The 16,208-nt window shown below is 62.2% G+C and carries 11 protein-coding genes; 8 read left to right on the top strand and 3 right to left on the bottom strand.

Going from position 1 to position 16,208, the window contains the following annotated elements:
- Nucleotides 1-123 precede the first annotated feature (123 nt).
- On the bottom strand, nucleotides 124-606 hold the full coding sequence (locus AC3WKX_RS15810) for a sigma-70 family RNA polymerase sigma factor (RefSeq protein ID WP_032899291.1): 483 nt from the start codon (nucleotides 604-606) through the stop codon (nucleotides 124-126).
- Nucleotides 607-862: 256 nt separating this feature from the next.
- On the opposite strand from AC3WKX_RS15810, the gene AC3WKX_RS15805 reads away from it, so the two are divergent.
- From AC3WKX_RS15805 to AC3WKX_RS15795, 3 genes are read left to right on the top strand one after another with little or no spacing between them, the layout of a single operon-like run.
- Nucleotides 863-2,035, top strand: coding sequence for an efflux RND transporter periplasmic adaptor subunit (locus AC3WKX_RS15805; protein ID WP_102605430.1), 1,173 nt, complete (start codon nucleotides 863-865; stop codon nucleotides 2,033-2,035).
- Nucleotides 2,036-4,006 carry a MacB family efflux pump subunit gene (locus tag AC3WKX_RS15800; protein WP_102605429.1) on the top strand — a complete coding sequence of 657 codons (1,971 nt, stop codon included), beginning with the start codon at nucleotides 2,036-2,038 and terminating at the stop codon, nucleotides 4,004-4,006.
- A gap of 7 nt (nucleotides 4,007-4,013) precedes the next feature.
- Complete coding sequence (locus AC3WKX_RS15795) at nucleotides 4,014-5,423, top strand: efflux transporter outer membrane subunit (RefSeq protein WP_102605428.1); 1,410 nt, start codon at nucleotides 4,014-4,016, stop codon at nucleotides 5,421-5,423.
- A 44-nt stretch (nucleotides 5,424-5,467) separates the two neighbouring features.
- On the opposite strand, the gene pvdP is transcribed toward AC3WKX_RS15795, so the two are convergent.
- Nucleotides 5,468-7,096: a pyoverdine maturation tyrosinase PvdP gene (pvdP, locus tag AC3WKX_RS15790; protein WP_102605427.1), complete on the bottom strand. Its 1,629-nt coding sequence runs from the start codon at nucleotides 7,094-7,096 to the stop codon at nucleotides 5,468-5,470.
- A 152-nt stretch (nucleotides 7,097-7,248) separates the two neighbouring features.
- Between pvdP and pvdM the strand changes: the two genes are divergently transcribed.
- From pvdM to AC3WKX_RS15765, 5 genes are all read left to right on the top strand, one after another.
- Entirely contained in the window at nucleotides 7,249-8,598 is a 1,350-nt protein-coding gene (gene pvdM, locus AC3WKX_RS15785; RefSeq protein ID WP_008434503.1) for a pyoverdine-tailoring dipeptidase-like protein PvdM, read from the top strand.
- Between the two features lie 27 nt (nucleotides 8,599-8,625).
- On the top strand, nucleotides 8,626-9,903 hold the full coding sequence (pvdN, locus tag AC3WKX_RS15780) for a pyoverdine-tailoring periplasmic protein PvdN (protein ID WP_003208551.1): 1,278 nt from the start codon (nucleotides 8,626-8,628) through the stop codon (nucleotides 9,901-9,903).
- Between the two features lie 31 nt (nucleotides 9,904-9,934).
- Nucleotides 9,935-10,810, top strand: a complete 876-nt coding sequence (gene pvdO / locus AC3WKX_RS15775; RefSeq protein WP_003208550.1) for a dihydropyoverdine dehydrogenase — start codon at nucleotides 9,935-9,937, stop codon at nucleotides 10,808-10,810.
- Nucleotides 10,811-10,967: 157 nt separating this feature from the next.
- Entirely contained in the window at nucleotides 10,968-12,617 is a 1,650-nt protein-coding gene (locus AC3WKX_RS15770; protein ID WP_102605426.1) for a cyclic peptide export ABC transporter, read from the top strand.
- 97 nt (nucleotides 12,618-12,714) lie between these two features.
- Nucleotides 12,715-15,180: a TonB-dependent siderophore receptor gene (locus AC3WKX_RS15765; protein WP_102605425.1), complete on the top strand. Its 2,466-nt coding sequence runs from the start codon at nucleotides 12,715-12,717 to the stop codon at nucleotides 15,178-15,180.
- A 50-nt stretch (nucleotides 15,181-15,230) separates the two neighbouring features.
- Here AC3WKX_RS15765 and AC3WKX_RS15760 read toward each other — a convergent pair whose 3' ends face one another.
- Entirely contained in the window at nucleotides 15,231-16,193 is a 963-nt protein-coding gene (locus AC3WKX_RS15760; protein ID WP_102605424.1) for an alpha/beta hydrolase, read from the bottom strand.
- Nucleotides 16,194-16,208 lie beyond the last annotated feature (15 nt).

Genomic DNA, 16,208 nt, shown 5'->3' with positions numbered 1-16,208 from the left:
GTGTCCTCTGGATAAGCCCCGTGGCAGTGGGGCGGGAAAGCCTCAGAGACCTGAAGGCACAGCAACAGGTCGTGTGTTGATAGGAGACGAGGACAATGAAATAAAATTTAGCTAACGCTGGAATCAGTGCGCATCCCACTCACGCATGCGCGCCCGGCAATGCTTCATGGCATTGACGATGTGTTTTTCCACCAGCGCGCGGGAAATACCCAGGCGCTCGGCGATTTGCAGGTGGGACAGGCCGTCGAGCTTGCGCAACAGGAAACTGTCACGGCAGAGCGCCGGCAGCTCGGCCAGCGCGCGCTCAAGCATCTCCAGGCGCTGGCCGTGGTCCAGGCAGTGATGGGGCGAAGACAGCGAAAAACGCTCCTCGCTGTCGAGTACTTCCAGGGGTTCATCCTGGCGCAGGGCGTTGCGCCGATGACCGTCGATCACCAGGTTCAGCGCCGTGCGATAGAGAAATGCCCGGGGCTGCTCGATCGGGACCTCGCTGGCACGCCCCAGCACCCGCACATAAGCGTCATGCACCACATCTTCGGCCACCTGACGGTTGCCCAGCTTGGCGTTGAGGAAACACACCAGCTCGCGATAGTAGTTTTCCAACATGACTCCCGACCGCCTGTAGGCGGCATTAGGTCCTTTGAGTACGAAGATAACGGCCGATTCGATGATGGCAGTTTGAGGTGTGTGTAATTTATAGTAATTCTCATCTAGTTTTAAACAAGACTTGCAACGCCGGCCAATTATTTTGCCTGACACACCTGTAACGGCATATGTAACGGCCTAAATCCCCGGACAATTTCCTCGTCTACCTGTCAGCTTCCCGCTCCTGCGGGCCGATCTTTCCTGGCTGGAACTCTGCATGAAACGTCCTCGACCTGCCCGACGCGCCCTGCTTGTGGTCGCGTGCCTCATCCCCATCATCGCTTTAGCAGCCTGGCAGGTCCTGCCGTCGGGCCGGGACAAGCTGGCGACCGTCACCGTGACCCGGGGCGATATCGAAAGCAGCGTCACGGCCCTGGGTACCCTGCAACCCCGGCGCTACGTCGACGTGGGCGCCCAAGCGTCCGGACAGATCCAGAAGATTCACGTCGAGGCCGGTGCCCAGGTCAAGGAAGGCCAATTGCTGGTAGAGATCGACCCCTCCACGCAAAAAGCCAAGCTCGATGCCAGCCGCTACGCCATCGAGAACCTGCAGGCCCAGTTGCAGGAGCAACGGGCCCAGCACGAACTGGCTCGCCAGAAGTACCAGCGCCAGCAACGCCTGGTCGCCGGCAACGCCACCCGCGAGGAAGACGTGCAAACTGCCAGGGCCGAACTGAGCGCCACCCAGGCGCGGGTCGACATGTTCCTGGCGCAGATTCGCCAGGCCAGGGCCAGCCTGCGCAGTGACGAGGCAGAGTTGGGCTACACGCGCATTTATGCGCCAATGAGCGGCACCGTGGTCGCGGTGGACGCCCGGGAAGGCCAGACACTCAACGCCCAGCAGCAAACCCCGCTGATCCTGCGGATCGCCAAGCTTTCGCCGATGACCGTATGGGCCGAAGTCTCGGAAGCCGACATCGGCCATGTCAAACCCGGCATGACGGCCTACTTCACCACCCTGAGCGGCGGCAGCCGACGCTGGACCAGCACCGTACGGCAGATTTTGCCGATCCCGCCCAAGCCGCTCAACGAAACCAGCCAGGGCGGTGGCAGCCCGAGCAGCGCCAGCAAAAGCGGCACCGGGCGAGTGGTGCTTTACACGGTGCTGCTGGACGTCGACAACACCGATAACGCCTTGATGGCGGAAATGACCGCCCAGGTATTCTTCGTCGCCGGCCAGGCCAGGGACACCCTGACCGCGCCGGTCGCCGCCCTGCAAGGCAGCCTCGGCGGCGACAAACAGATCGCCCGCGTGGTGGCGAAAAACGGCAGCATCGAGCAACGCGAAATCCGCCTGGGCCTCAGCGACCGCCTGCGGGTCCAGGTGCTGGAAGGCCTGAACGAAGGCGATCACCTGCTGATCGGCCCGGCCGATGGCAGCGGAGGTTGAATGTCGACCCCACTGATCGAACTCAAGGGCATCCGCAAATCCTACGGCGGCGGCGACACGCCGCAGGTTGATGTGCTCCGCGGCATCGACCTGGCGATCCATGCCGGGGAATTCGTGGCGATTGTCGGCGCCTCCGGCTCCGGCAAATCCACGCTGATGAATATCCTCGGCTGCCTCGACCGCCCCACCGAGGGCGACTACCTGTTCGCCGGAGAGAACGTCGCCCAGCTCGACAGCGACGAACTCGCCTGGCTGCGCCGCGAGGCCTTCGGTTTCGTGTTCCAGGGCTATCACCTGATCCCATCCGGCTCGGCCCAGGAAAACGTCGAGATGCCGGCGATCTATGCCGGTATCAGCGCCGCCGAACGCCATGCCCGCGCCAAGGCCCTGCTCACGCGCCTGGGCCTGGCCGAGCGCACCGGCAACCGCCCGCACCAGCTTTCCGGCGGCCAGCAACAGCGGGTGTCGATTGCCCGGGCGTTGATGAACGGCGGGCATATCATCCTCGCCGACGAACCCACCGGCGCCCTCGACAGCCACAGCGGCGCCGAGGTCATGACCCTGCTGGACGAACTGGCCAGCCAGGGCCACGTGGTCATCCTGATCACCCACGACCGCGAAGTCGCGGCGCGGGCCAATCGCATCATCGAGATCCGCGACGGGCTGATCATCAGCGACTCTGCCGACACCAGCGAGACGCCCCCCGTGGCCATCTCCGGCGCGTTGCAAGCCGTGGACCTGCGCCAGCGCCTGGCCGATGGCGCCGAGCACAACGGCGCCTGGAAAGCCGAGCTGCTGGATGCCGTGCAAGCCGCGTGGCGGGTGATGTGGATCAACCGTTTTCGCACAGCGCTGACGCTGCTGGGGATCATCATCGGCGTGGCGTCGGTGGTGGTGATGCTGGCGGTGGGCGAAGGCAGCAAGCGCCAGGTGATGGCGCAGATGGGCGCTTTCGGCTCCAATATCCTCTACGTCAGCGGGTCGGCGCCCAACCCGCGCACACCACCCGGCGTGATCACCCTCAACGACGTGGCCGCCCTGGCGGCCCTGCCTCAGGTCAAGCGCATCATGCCGGTGAACGGCGCAGAGGCCGGCGTTCGCTTTGGCAACGTCGACCATATGGCGTATGTCGGGGGCAATGACACCAATTTCCCGGCCATTTTCAACTGGCCAGTGGTCGAGGGGAGTTACTTCACCGAGGCCGACGAGCGCGCCGGAGCCACGGTGGCAGTGATCGGCAAACGGGTACGCGACAAGCTGTTCAAGGATGTGACCGACCCGATCGGGCAATACATCCTGATCGAAAACGTTCCATTCCAGGTGGTCGGAGTGCTCGCCGAAAAAGGCGCCAGCTCCGGCGACAAAGACAGCGACGACCGTATCGCCATCCCCTACTCTGCCGCCAGCGTGCGTCTGTTCGGCAGCTATAACCCCGAATACGTAGTGATTGCCGCCGCCGACGCGCGCAACGTGCACGACGCCGAACAGGCTATCAATCAGTTGTTGCTGCGCCTGCACAACGGCAAGCACGACTTTGAACTGACCAACAATGCCGCGATGATCCAGGCCGAGGCACGCACCCAGAATACCTTGTCACTGATGCTCGGCTCGATTGCCGCGATTTCGCTGCTGGTGGGAGGTATCGGGGTGATGAATATCATGCTGATGACCGTACGTGAACGCACCCGGGAAATCGGCATTCGCATGGCCACCGGGGCGCGGCAGCGGGACATCCTGCGCCAGTTCCTCACTGAAGCGGTGATGCTCTCTGTGGTCGGCGGCGTCACCGGCATCGGCCTCGCCCTGCTGGTGGGCGGCGTGCTGATCCTCAGCAACGTGGCCGTCGCGTTCTCGATTCCGGCCGCCGTGGGGGCCTTCTTCTGCGCCCTGGTCACCGGCGTTATCTTCGGTTTCATGCCGGCCCGCAAAGCCGCTCGACTTGACCCGGTCAAGGCCCTTACCAGTGAATGATCGCCCTATGAAAGTGTCCCTGACCCTCCTCGCCGCCAGCCTGCTGCTGGCCGCCTGCAGCAGCCCCGCACCGCGTCCGGGCGCAGGCATGCAAACACCGCCCGCCTGGCACAGCGCAAGCGACGCAACGGCGCTGCGGGCCAACCAGCAATGGTGGACAAGCTTCGACAGCCCCCAGCTCAACCAACTGATCGAACGGGCTCGCAGCGGCAGTTACGACCTGGCCAGCGCCATGGCCCGAGTGCGCCAGGCCCAGGCCAGCGCAGTGATAGCCGGCGCACCGTTGCTGCCTGAACTCACCGGCGCGTTCAATGCAAACCGCCAGAAGCTGCTGCGGGGCAAGGGCTACAGTCAGCTGGATGCCACCAGCAGCAACAAGGCCGTGGATTACTTCGATGCGCGCCTGAGCGCCACTTACGAAATTGATTTCTGGGGTGGCAAGCGCGCCGCCCGGGACAGCGCCGTGGAAGAGGTGCGCGCCAGCGAGTTCGACCAGGCCACCGTGGAACTGACCCTGCTCAGCGGTGTTGCGACCAGCTATACCCAGTGGCTGTCATTGCGTGAGCAACTGCGCATCGCCCAACTCAACCTGGACAACGCCCAAAACGTGTTGAAGCTGGTGCAGACTCGCCACGATGCAGGCTCCGCCACCGCCCTGGAACTGGCCCAGCAAAAAAGCCTCGTGGCCGCACAACAACGCCAACTGCCGCTGGCACAGCAACAGGCCGACGAGGCCTTGATCAGCCTCGCGGCACTGCTGGGCACACCGGTGCAGGACCTGCACCTGGCCCCGCAACCCTTCGCCCAATTGAACTGGCCGGGCATCGCCGCCGGTGTTCCCAGCCAACTGCTCAGCCGCCGTCCCGACATCGCCAGTGCCGAGGCCCGGCTGGCAGCAGCCCAGGCAGACGTCACCGTCGCCCGGGCAGCCATGTTGCCCACCCTCACCCTCAGTGCCGACCTTGGCTCGGGCGCCAACAAGCTCGCCGACGTAGTGCGCAGCCCGTTCTACAACCTCACTTCCGGCCTGGTCGCACCGATCTTCAACAATGGCCGCCTGAGCGCCGAGCGGGACAAGGCCCGGGCGCGTCAGGATGAGCTGCTGCAGACTTACCGGGGAGCGATCATCAATGGCTTTGCCGATGTGGAAAAAGCCCTGAGCAGCATTCGCGGGCTGGATGCGCAGCGTCAGTGGCAGAGCGAGGAACTGAGGGAGGCGCAGACTGCCTTTGAGATTGCCCAGAGCCGATACGAGGCCGGAGCGGAGGATCTGCTGACGGTGCTGGAGACGCAGCGTACGTTATACGCGGCGCAGGATTTGAATGTGCAATTGCGCCGATCACGGCTGAACGCAAGCATTGCGCTGTATAAGGCGCTGGGGGGCGGCTGGCAGGTACCAGCAAGCACCATCAACTGAATGAAAGCCGGGCTTGCCCGGCTCCCACCGTTGAGCGGCGCCCTTTAGAGCACCCGCTCCTTGACCTTCAAATGCCGCGCATACCAGGGACGCTTCGGCACCTTGCGAAACAGCTCGGCCAGCTTGTCCTCATCCGCCCCGAAGGTAATCCGCAGCGCCAGCTTCATGGTTTCCGGGTCCATCTCCATCGACTTGCCCATCTGCAACCCCGGCGTGGTGCTGCAACCATGGGTGTCCGGCCCCAGCCACGGGTCATCCACCTCCACCCAGCGCCCCGGCGCAAACCAGGGCACGCCGTTGACCTCCAGCCGGCTCACTTCACCCGGATGAAAACGCTCGTGGGCACGAAACCAATCCTCGATGCGGTCATCGATCCAACCATGAAAACGCCAGAACACCGGATTCACGTGAGAAGAAAACGGATCTCCAAGGAAGTCATTCTCTGCCACGTACCAACGCGCGGCAAAGTCAGCCGGGTCCCGTGCAAAAGGCACCGGCGCGCCGTTGGACGGGTCCCGCGGCACCGAGGCCCAGCGCATATGCAGCCAGTCGTGCAGGCCCAGCTCCACCTCAGAGCCGAACTGCCCCAATGTGAGTTTCGCCAGGTAGCGCGGGTCGCGGTACTGCGACTCCCAGACCTCAAAGTTACTGTGGTAAGTCTCGGCCGCCTTGATATCGCTGACCCACTGGGTATACGCACTGTCATTCGCCGCCATCCAGGTAGGCGGCAACGCGAAACCGTCATGATTGTCGAAATAACGCACAAACCCCTGGCGATCACGCTCCAGCCCCGGCTGTGGCTGAGGGAAGTACGTCCACGATGGCAAGTCCTGCATCGAACGTGCGGCGCCCAGCATGTGCCGATGCATGAAAAAGAAGTCGATGCCCGAACCGTTGCGATCCTTGCGCGGCCCCCGTGCATCGCGCTCCCGGTCACGCGGACCAGGCTGCCAGCCGATCCCCCGCAAGGCATTACGCTTGTCTTCGGAGAGTTTGTGCCACTGGTCACGGGAAGCGTGCCAGAGCTGGTGAAACAGGCGATGTTCGGGAGCAATCAACCAGGCCAATAGAACCGGGTTGAGACCGATGCGCTCACGCGCCTCGGGAAACAGCCGCTTGGTGGCGACAAAATGATTGTCCCGTTCGAGCAGGGCCAATGGGCGGTCCAGGCTGAGGATCTGCCCGCTCAAGGTGCCGCTGCCGGCGTTACCGAATTCGGCCCAGACTTCATCAAGGGTCATTTTGAACTCGTAGGCTGGAGCCCCGTCCACGGCATCGCGGTCGATCAGGCGCCAGTACAGATGCGCCCCGTCGCCGGGAGTCAGGTCACCCAACACACGATAGCGCGGCTCGCCGTCGGCACGCAGTTGTTCGCCAGTGTCGAGGTAGCCCCGCAGGCCACGCCCACGCGGGGCAACGTCGAGGAGCAATTCCAGGCCTTCCAGGGGCAGGCCTTTCAGGCCGGCATCGCGGCCTGCCAACTGCACATGCCAAACGCCACGCAGGCTGTCCGCCAAATGCTGGCCGGCGGTGTCTGCCAGATCCACCGTGGCTTCGCCCGGGGTAATCGGAAACTCTTCACGCGTCAGCTCGCGATGGGCATAAAAGGCCGCAGGCACTGCAGCGCCAGTCAGCGCCAGGCCGGCGATGAACCCTCGTCGAGAAATCGTCATTGCTTTACCTGTGTCAGCCATCAAGCAGGCTTTATCCAAGCTAGAACGTTCGCTGACAGGGGAAATTTAGCACCGCGCCTCCCAGGCTTAAATTTTCCCGCCCATCGCTCGTTCATCCCAGATAGCAAAGGCCTCAACTGACTGAGATGGCAATGACAAAACCACGTTCGAAAAAGGCGTTGTACTTCGGCCTGCCGCTGGTCCTGGCCATTGGCGCCGGGGCCGGATTCCTGGCTTGGGACCATTGGTTCAGGGGCAATGCCGGGTACCCGTTGGCGGTAATCAAGCAGGCCAATGAGATGCAGGACCGCCTGCTGTCGTTCGACAGTCACATCACCGTGCCGCTCAACTTTGGTACCGCCGGCAACGAAGCCGACAAGGACGGCAGCGGCCAGTTCGACCTGGCCAAGGCCAGCCGGGGGCGCCTGTCGGGTGCAGCCCTGACGATTTTCGGCTGGCCGGAAATGTGGAACGGCCCCAATGCGCCCCACAAGCCCACCGCGGGTTTTGTCGAAGAAGCCCGCCACCAGCAGGAGACTCGCTACAAGATCATCTCCGGCATGGTTCGCGACTTCCCCAACCAAGTGGGCATTGCCTACACCCCGGATGATTTCCGGCGCCTGCATGGCGAAGGCAAGTTTGCGATCTTTATCAGCATGCTCAACGCCTACCCGCTGGGTGATGACCTTAATCAGTTGAACCTGTGGACCGCGCGCGGCATGCGCATGTTCGGCTTCAGCTACATCGGCAACAACGCCTGGTCGGACTCGTCACGCCCACTGCCGTTTTTCAATGACTCACCCGATGCCCTCGACGGCCTCTCGGATATCGGCAAGCAAGCCGTGCATCGCCTCAACGACCTGGGGGTAATCATTGATGTCTCGCAGATGTCCACCAAGGCCCTGGAGCAAGTTGCGCAACTGAGCCGCACACCGATGGTGGCCTCCCACTCGGCGCCACGGGCGTCGGTGGACATACCGCGCAACCTCAGCGACAAGGAACTGCAACTGATCAAGAACAGCGGCGGTGTCGTTCAGGTGGTGGGCTTCCCAGCTTACCTGCGCCCCCTCAGCCAGCCCACCCAGGACAAACTCAACGCGTTGCGCGCGCGCTTCGACCTGCCGCCACTGCCCAACCTGGCCGTAGCCCTGATGCCCGGCGACCCGATCATCTCGGCCTGGCCAGAACAAAAGTTTGGCCAATACGCCAGTGCGCTGTACGCCATCCTCGAAGAAGAACCCAAGGCCACCCTCAAGGACTTGGGCGATGCCATCGATTACACCGTGCGCAAGGTTGGCATCGACCACGTCGGCATCGCCTCGGACTTCAACGACGGCGGCGGCCTCAAGGGCTGGGAGAACGTCGGCGAAGTGCGCAACGTGACTGCGGAACTGATCCAGCGCGGCTACTCCGAAGCCGATATCGCCAAGCTCTGGGGAGGCAACTTCCTGCGGGTCTGGGACCAGGTACAAAAAGCTGCCAAGCCATTGGCCAACCGCTGAACCACCCTCAATGAATGAAGTGAATTCATGACCGACCGCCGTACGTTTCTCAAGCAGGCCGGGCTTCTCGCCGCGAGCCTGCCGCTGGGCACTGCCATCATCCCCCAGGCACTGGCAGGCAATGCGGCACCACCTGGCGACCCTTGGGCAGGCTTTCGCCAACTGTTTACCCAGGACCCGGACTACCTGCACTTTTCGAATTTCCTGGTGGCCTCGCACCCCAAGCCGGTGCGTGAGGCCATCGAGCGCTACCGCGCGCAGATCGACCGCAACCCCGGCCTGGCCATGGATTGGGACCTGCAAGAGACATGGAAGCGTGAAGGCCAGGTGCGCGAATGGGCCGGCCGCTACCTGAATGCCAGGCCCGGCCAGATAGCCCTGACCGGCAGCACCTCCGAAGGCCTGGCGATGATTTACGGCGGGATCCAGGTACGCCCCGACCAGGAAATCCTCACCACTGTTCACGAACATTACGCCACCGCCTACAGCCTCGATTTCCGGGTACGCAAGGAAGGCACCCAGGTACGCAAGATCAAATTGTTCGAGAGCGCCCATTCGGTGTCCGTCGATGAAGTGCTCGGTTCTATCGAGCGCAATATCCGCCCCAATACCCGTGTGCTCGGCATGACCTGGGTGCAATCCGGCAGCGGCGTCAAGCTGCCGATCGGCGCGATCGGCAAGCTGGTGGATGAACACAACCGCAATCGTGACGACAAGGACCGCATCCTCTACGTGGTCGATGGTGTGCATGGGTTTGGCGTCGAGAACCTCGATTTCCCGGACATGCATTGCGACTTTTTCATTGCCGGCACCCACAAGTGGATGTTCGGCCCGCGGGGCACCGGGATCATTTGCGCCCGCTCGGAACAGAACACCGACGTTACACCGATGGTGCCGACCTTCTCCGAAGACACCAACTTCGCCACCACCATGACACCCGGCGGCTACCACGCCTTTGAACATCGCTGGGCTGCGGATGAAGCCTTCAAACTGCACTTGCAGTTGGGCAAGCCGCAGGTACAGGCACGCATTCATCAGCTCAACGACGAACTGAAGACCCAACTGCTGGCGCACTCGAAGATAGAGCTGGTGACACCCCGCAGCAGCGAGTTGTCGGCAGGCTTCACCTTCTTCCGGGTCAACGGCCAGGACAGCCGCGACGTGGCCGCCCACATGATGAAAAACCGGGTAGTGATCGACTCGGTATATCGGGACGCCGGCCCGGTGATTCGCACTTCCCCGGGCCTGCTCAACACATCGGCCGAGATCCAGCGCTTCATGACGTTGCTGAGCCAACGGTTGTGACGCCTCTTTTTCATTTCAGCGAGATGCTCCCATGAACCATCACCCGCACCTGAAACCGCTGGCCGCAGTGATTCTGACAACACTGTGCAGTGCCCTGCTACCGGGGCTGGCCCAGGCGGCCACGCCGACACCCGGTAAAGTGTTCAAGGACTGCAAGGACTGCCCGGAAATGGTCGTGTTGCCCGCCGGTACGTTCACCATGGGCACCCCGGAAGACGAAGTGGGCCGCGAGCCTGATGAAGGCCCGATGCACCCGGTCACCTTTGCCAGGCCCTTCGCCATGAGCCGCTTCCAGGTCACCGCCGGCGAGTGGGACAGCTATGTACGCCAGTCCGGGGTCAAGATTGCCAATGGCGATGAACGACCCGGCCGCGAGTGCGTCGCCAGCAAGCCACGCTACCCCCAGGGGCCGCGCCAACCTGCCGTGTGCATGGACTTCGAGGATGTGCAGAACTACGTCGCCTGGCTATCGAAGAAAACCGGCCATCACTACCAGATGGTCAGTGAAGCCCAACGTGAATACGCCGCCCGCGCCGGCTCCACCGGCCCGTTCCCCTTCCCGTTCGACGAGGGCAAGGGCTACAGCATTGCCCAGCATGCCAACACCTACGGCCCGGCGGATGGCTACAGCTACTCGTCCCCGGTGGGCAGCTACCCGCCCAACGCGTTCGGCATGTACGACATGCACGGCAACGTCTACGAGTGGACAGCCGATTGCTACAACGACGATTACGTCGGCGCCCCAAGCGACGGCAGCGCCTGGCTGACCGGTAAATGCCAGTTCAGACGCATCCGCGGCAACGACTGGGGTGAAGCCCCCGTGTTCTCCCGCTCCGGCAACCGCAATGCGTTGGTACCGGACAACCGCGGTGACTGGATCGGCTTTCGCGTCGTGCGGGATCTGTAAGGCAGCCAGCCCTCTAAATTAACCCTCCCCCCAGTCGTTTTACAGGTGTGTGTGACCCGTCATGCAACGCATTGCGGCGCACCACCGCCCTCTATGCCACCCAGGCCGAGCCCGCGACCGAAGCCGGGCCCGGCCGATCTTCAAGCAGGGAACCTCCATGAGCAAACCAACACGTGGGGTGATCAATGAATTGTTCACCCTGCTCAAACCCTTTCGGCTGATCGTTGTCGGCTCCATTCTGCTCGGCATGGTCGGCGGCCTCAGCGTCACGGTATTGCTGGCGACCATCAATACCGTGCTGCACGCCGACAACGGCCTGACCAACACCGTGGTCGGCGCCTTTGCCGGCCTCTGCCTGCTGGCACTGGTCAGTTCGATCTTTTCCGATATCGGCACCAATTATGTGGGGCAAAAGATCATCGCCCGGCTGCGCAAGGAGCTTGGGGAAAAAGTCCTGTCGGCGCCCATCGAACAGATTGAGCGCTACCGCAGCCACCGCCTGATCCCGGTGCTCACCCACGACGTCGACACCATCAGCGATTTCGCGTTCGCCTTCGCCCCGCTGGCCATTTCGCTGACCGTCACCCTTGGCTGCATGGGTTACCTGGCGATGCTGTCATGGCCGATGTTCTTGATCATGGTGGTCGCGATCATCATCGGCACGGTCGTCCAGTACATCGCCCGGGGCCGGGGAATCAAAGGCTTCATGGAGGCCCGCGACGCCGAAGACGAACTGCAGAAACACTACAATTCCATCGCCGAGGGCGCCAAGGAATTGCGCATCCATCGTCCGCGCAGGCACCGCATGTTTGTGTCGGGGATAGAAAGCACCGCCGACAAAATCTGCGACACACAAATTCGTTCGGTGAATATTTTCGTCGTCGCCAAGACCCTCGGCTCCATGCTGTTTTTCGTGGTCATCGGGCTGGCACTCGCCCTGCAATCACTGTGGCCGAGTGCCGACAAATCAGTGATGAGCGGCTTTGTGCTGGTGCTGCTGTACATGAAAGGGCCGCTGGAGCATCTGATCGGCACCCTGCCAATCGTCAGCCGCGCACAGATCGCATTCCGCCGTATCGCCGCGCTGTCGGAGCAGTTTTCCTCGCCCGAACCCCACCTGCTGCTCAGCGACCAAGGCAACCAGAGTACGCCGGTGCACAGCCTGGAATTGACGGACGTGTCCTACAGTTTCCCCGCCACCGTAGGCAGCGCACCGTTTCGCCTGGGCCCGGTCAACCTGAAGATCGAGCAAGGCGACATCATCTTCATCGTCGGCGAAAACGGTTGCGGCAAGACCACCCTGATCAAGCTGCTGCTAGGCCTGTACGCCCCGCAGCAGGGAGAAATCCGCCTCAACGGGCAGCCCGTGACGGCAGTGACACGTGACGACTATCGCCAGTTGTTCACCACGATCTTCGCTGACTACTACCTGTTCGACGACGTGGTGCAGGGCGATACCCATATTCCCGAAGATGCCAACCAATACCTGCAGCGCCTGGAAATCGGCCACAAGGTCAGCGTGCGTGACGGTTCGTTCACCACCACCGACCTGTCCACCGGCCAGCGCAAGCGCCTGGCGCTGGTCAATGCATGGCTGGAGGAACGCCCGGTGCTGGTGTTTGACGAATGGGCCGCAGACCAGGACCCGACGTTCCGGCGGATTTTCTACACCGAGTTGCTGCCGGATCTCAAGCGCCTGGGCAAAACCATCATCGTGATTTCCCACGACGATCGTTACTTCGACATTGCCGACCAACTGGTGCGCATGGAAGCCGGGAAAGTAGCCACCGAACTGCAACCGGCATGAATAAGTTAGATTCTCATTCTGGTTTTTTCGGCCTCGTGCGTCTAATTAAGAATCGCTAACAACTACGCAACCATTAAAACCAGTAAGAGTGAGCACAATGTCAGCAATTGCGGGGATTCCACGTTTTACCAAAGCCTTGTTCATGCGCCGTATGCTGCAGCCGGGCTTCAGCGCCACCGCGTTCAGCATGGCGCTGGCGTTGCCGTTCAGTGCGCAGGTTCAGGCCCAGGAGATCAACTTCAATATCCCGGCACAATCACTGGCAAGCGCCCTGCAGGCGCTGGGCACCCAGTCGAACATGCAAGTGCTGTACAGCGCCGATGATGTAAAGGGCCAGCACAGCCAGCCGGTGAGCGGCCGGTTGTCGCCTGAACAGGCGTTGTCGCAGATGCTGGTGGGGACCGGCGCTGTGTTCACCGTTCAAGCCAACACCGTCACCGTACGTGCCCGGGCAACGGGTGATTCACTGGAGCTGGGTGCCACCACCATCAGTGGCCAGGCTGTTGAATCGGCCTACGGCCCCGTGGACGGCTACGTTGCCACCCGCAGCGCCACCGGCACCAAGACCGATACGCCCCTCCTGGAAATCCCGCAAACCGTCAACGTGGTCACCGCTAAACAGATCGAAACCCAGGGCGCACTCAACCTGACCCAGGCCTTGCGCTACACGCCAGGCCTGAACACCGGCGGCTTCACCGACCGCAATGCGATCGCCGACGAAATCACCAGCCGTGGCTTCGCCCCTACCCAGCTGTACCTGGACGGCGCTTACTTGCCCTATGCCGGCAGCCTCGGCGGCGCCCCGCAAATCGATCCGTATACCCTGGAGCGCATCGAAGTGCTCAAAGGCCCATCGTCGGTGCTCTTTGGCCAGAACCAGCCAGGCGGCCTGATCAACATGGTCTCCAAGCGACCAACCACCGAACAACGCAGCGAGGTCAAGATCGGTGCCGGCAGCTACAACCGGGTCAACGGCGCATTCGACACCAGCGGCCCGCTCGACGATCAGAAAGAGTTCAGCTATCGCATCGTCGGCGTCGCGAAGAAAGGCAACCAGCAGGTCGATCATACCCACAGCGAACGCATGCTGCTGGCACCCAGCCTGACCTGGGCCCCGAACGACGACACATCCCTGACCGTACTGGCGCAGATCCAGCGGGACCGAGGCCTGGAAGACTATCAGGCGTTGCCAATGATCGGCTCTCTCGAGCGCGGCCCCAACGGCAAACGCATCGACCGCAACTTCTTCTCCGGCGACTCGAAATACAACGACTACAAACGTGACCAGTTCATCCTGGGCTACGACTTGACCCACAGCTTCAGCGAAAATCTGAAAGGTCGCTCCACCGCCCGCTACACCGACGTACGCGACGACTACAAAGGCTTCTACCTGCGCAGCTTCGTCACCGATGCAGTCACCGGTGCGGTCGACCAGACCCGGGCCAACCGTGTCAAACTCGACTGGCGCCAGCACAACACCGCCTACACCATCGATAACAACCTGGAATACAAATTCAACACCGGCGCGCTGGAGCACACCACCCTGGTCGGCCTGGACTATCGCAACTTCAACCGCAAATACACCGGCTACAACGCCTACAACGTACTGCCGATCAACCTCTACGGCGAAAACAACAACTACGACACCAGCAGCGTGACCCCGGAAAAAACCACCAAGTGGGACAACACCGTGCGCCAGACCGGCGTCTACCTGCAGGACCAGATCAAACTGGACAAGTGGATCCTGACCATTGGTGGCCGTCAGGACTGGGCCGAAGTTGAAAACAAGGACCTGATTGCAAACTCCATCACCGAACAGCGTGACAACAAGTTCACCGGCCGTGTCGGCCTGACCTATGTCACCGACTTCGGGCTGGCGCCGTACGTCAGCTACTCCGAATCCTTCCTGCCGACCGTTGGCACTACCGCGCCCGAACGTGGCGGCAAGGCCTTCGCGCCGACCGAAGGCGAACAGTACGAAGTGGGTGTGAAGTACCAGCCGTTCGAGAAGACGCTGATCACGGCTTCCGTGTACCAGATCAAGCAGAAAAACGTGTTGAGCCAGGATAACGAGTACACCCAGTACTCGGTCCAGCAAGGCCAGGTTCGCTCCCGCGGTGTTGAACTGGAAGTCAAATCGACGATTGCCAACGTCGACGTACTGGCTGCTGCGTCCTACCTCGACGCGTTCTACATCAAGAACAACTACGGCAACACCGGTAACCGCACCGAGCAACAGGCTCCGGTTTCGGCATCGCTGTGGGTTGACTACCACTTCACCCAGGCGGTGCTCAATGGCCTGACCTTCGGTGCCGGCGCCCGCTACACCGGCCCCAAACCCGGTGATGCTGCCAACTCGTTCGAGGTCCCGGGCTTTGTGGTCTATGACACCACCGTCAGCTACGACCTGAGCAAGGTATCGCCAAGCCTGCGTGGCGTGGAAACCAGCCTGAACGTGCAGAACGTGTTCAACCGCGAGTACGTGTCCCACTGCAACTACTCGTTCGGCTGCTACTACGGCCAGGAACGCGTCGCCTCGGTTGACGTGACGTACAACTTCTAGGCAACACCCACAAAAAAACCGGGCCTGGCCCGGTTTTTTTATGCCTGTTCTCAAGCTGCCAGCGCGGCTCGCAATGCCTGGGTCAATTGACCGTACACCTCGTCGATATCCGGCACCACGCTCTGCAGGCGCAGGAAATCGTGAATCAACCCGGCGTACTCGATCACTTCCACCGCCAACCCCTGTTCCTGCAACCGTCGGGCATAGGCACGCCCTTCATCCAGCAGCGGGTCATGACCGGCCAACGCAATCAGCGCCGGTGGCATGCCCGGGTACCCCGGCGCCAGCAATGGCGAGAAGCGCCAGTCAAGACGATCCGCCGCCTCCCGGGCGTAATGCCGGTAGAACCATTCCAGTGTCTCGGTCTCCAGCAGATAGCCCTCGCCGAACAGCTCGGTCGACGGGCTATTGGTAGAAGCGTCCGTCACCGGATAGCACAGCAGTTGCCAGCAGGGTTTAATTGCCAGCGTCGCGGGCTCGAGCACCGACTGCAACGCCAGCACCGTCGCCAGCGTGGCCCCCACACTGTCGCCACCGAAAGCCACGCGGGTGAGGTCCAGGCCTTCGGCTGCAGCGTTATCGGCCAGCCAGGCCATGGCATCGGCGCCATCGTTCAGCGGCGTCGGGAACCTGTGCTCCGGCGCCAGTCGATAACCCACTGAAACCACCGCACACGGAGTTCTGGCGCAGAATTCGCGGCACACCCCGTCATGGGATTCCAGGCTGCCGACCACGTAGCCACCGCCATGGAAGTACACCAGCACCGGCAGGCTCTGCGCCGAAACGTCAGCGGGACGGTACACACGCAACGCCAGCGTCGCGCCATCGCGTGCCGTGAATTCGATGTGGCTGCAGCGCACCTGCGCAGGCGCCTGCCAGCGCAGTTGCGCGGTGGTGCGCTCGAACGCCTCACGAGCTTGGGCGGGCGTTGACAGGTGAAACGGCCCAGGACCGTCCGCCTGGCTTTCTTGCGCCAGGTCGAGGAAGGCATTGAGTTCCGGATGCAAGGACATCGCAGGTTTCCTTAT

The sequence above is a fragment of the Pseudomonas sp. GP01-A4 genome, assembly GCF_058780865.1.
This window is presented reverse-complemented; position numbering and strand designations above follow the sequence as displayed.

Excerpts from the sequence above, each read along its gene's own strand:
- AC3WKX_RS15805 (WP_102605430.1), top strand. The coding sequence starts at position 863 with ATGAAACGTCCTCGACCTGCCCGACGCGCCCTGCTTGTGGTCGCGTGC.
- pvdP (WP_102605427.1), bottom strand. The coding sequence starts at position 7,096 with ATGACGATTTCTCGACGAGGGTTCATCGCCGGCCTGGCGCTGACTGGC.
- AC3WKX_RS15795 (WP_102605428.1), top strand. The coding sequence starts at position 4,014 with ATGAAAGTGTCCCTGACCCTCCTCGCCGCCAGCCTGCTGCTGGCCGCC.
- pvdM (WP_008434503.1), top strand. The coding sequence starts at position 7,249 with ATGACAAAACCACGTTCGAAAAAGGCGTTGTACTTCGGCCTGCCGCTG.
- AC3WKX_RS15810 (WP_032899291.1), bottom strand. The coding sequence starts at position 606 with ATGTTGGAAAACTACTATCGCGAGCTGGTGTGTTTCCTCAACGCCAAG.
- AC3WKX_RS15765 (WP_102605425.1), top strand. The coding sequence starts at position 12,715 with ATGTCAGCAATTGCGGGGATTCCACGTTTTACCAAAGCCTTGTTCATG.
- pvdO (WP_003208550.1), top strand. The coding sequence starts at position 9,935 with ATGAACCATCACCCGCACCTGAAACCGCTGGCCGCAGTGATTCTGACA.
- pvdN (WP_003208551.1), top strand. The coding sequence starts at position 8,626 with ATGACCGACCGCCGTACGTTTCTCAAGCAGGCCGGGCTTCTCGCCGCG.
- AC3WKX_RS15800 (WP_102605429.1), top strand. The coding sequence starts at position 2,036 with ATGTCGACCCCACTGATCGAACTCAAGGGCATCCGCAAATCCTACGGC.
- AC3WKX_RS15770 (WP_102605426.1), top strand. The coding sequence starts at position 10,968 with ATGAGCAAACCAACACGTGGGGTGATCAATGAATTGTTCACCCTGCTC.
- AC3WKX_RS15760 (WP_102605424.1), bottom strand. The coding sequence starts at position 16,193 with ATGTCCTTGCATCCGGAACTCAATGCCTTCCTCGACCTGGCGCAAGAA.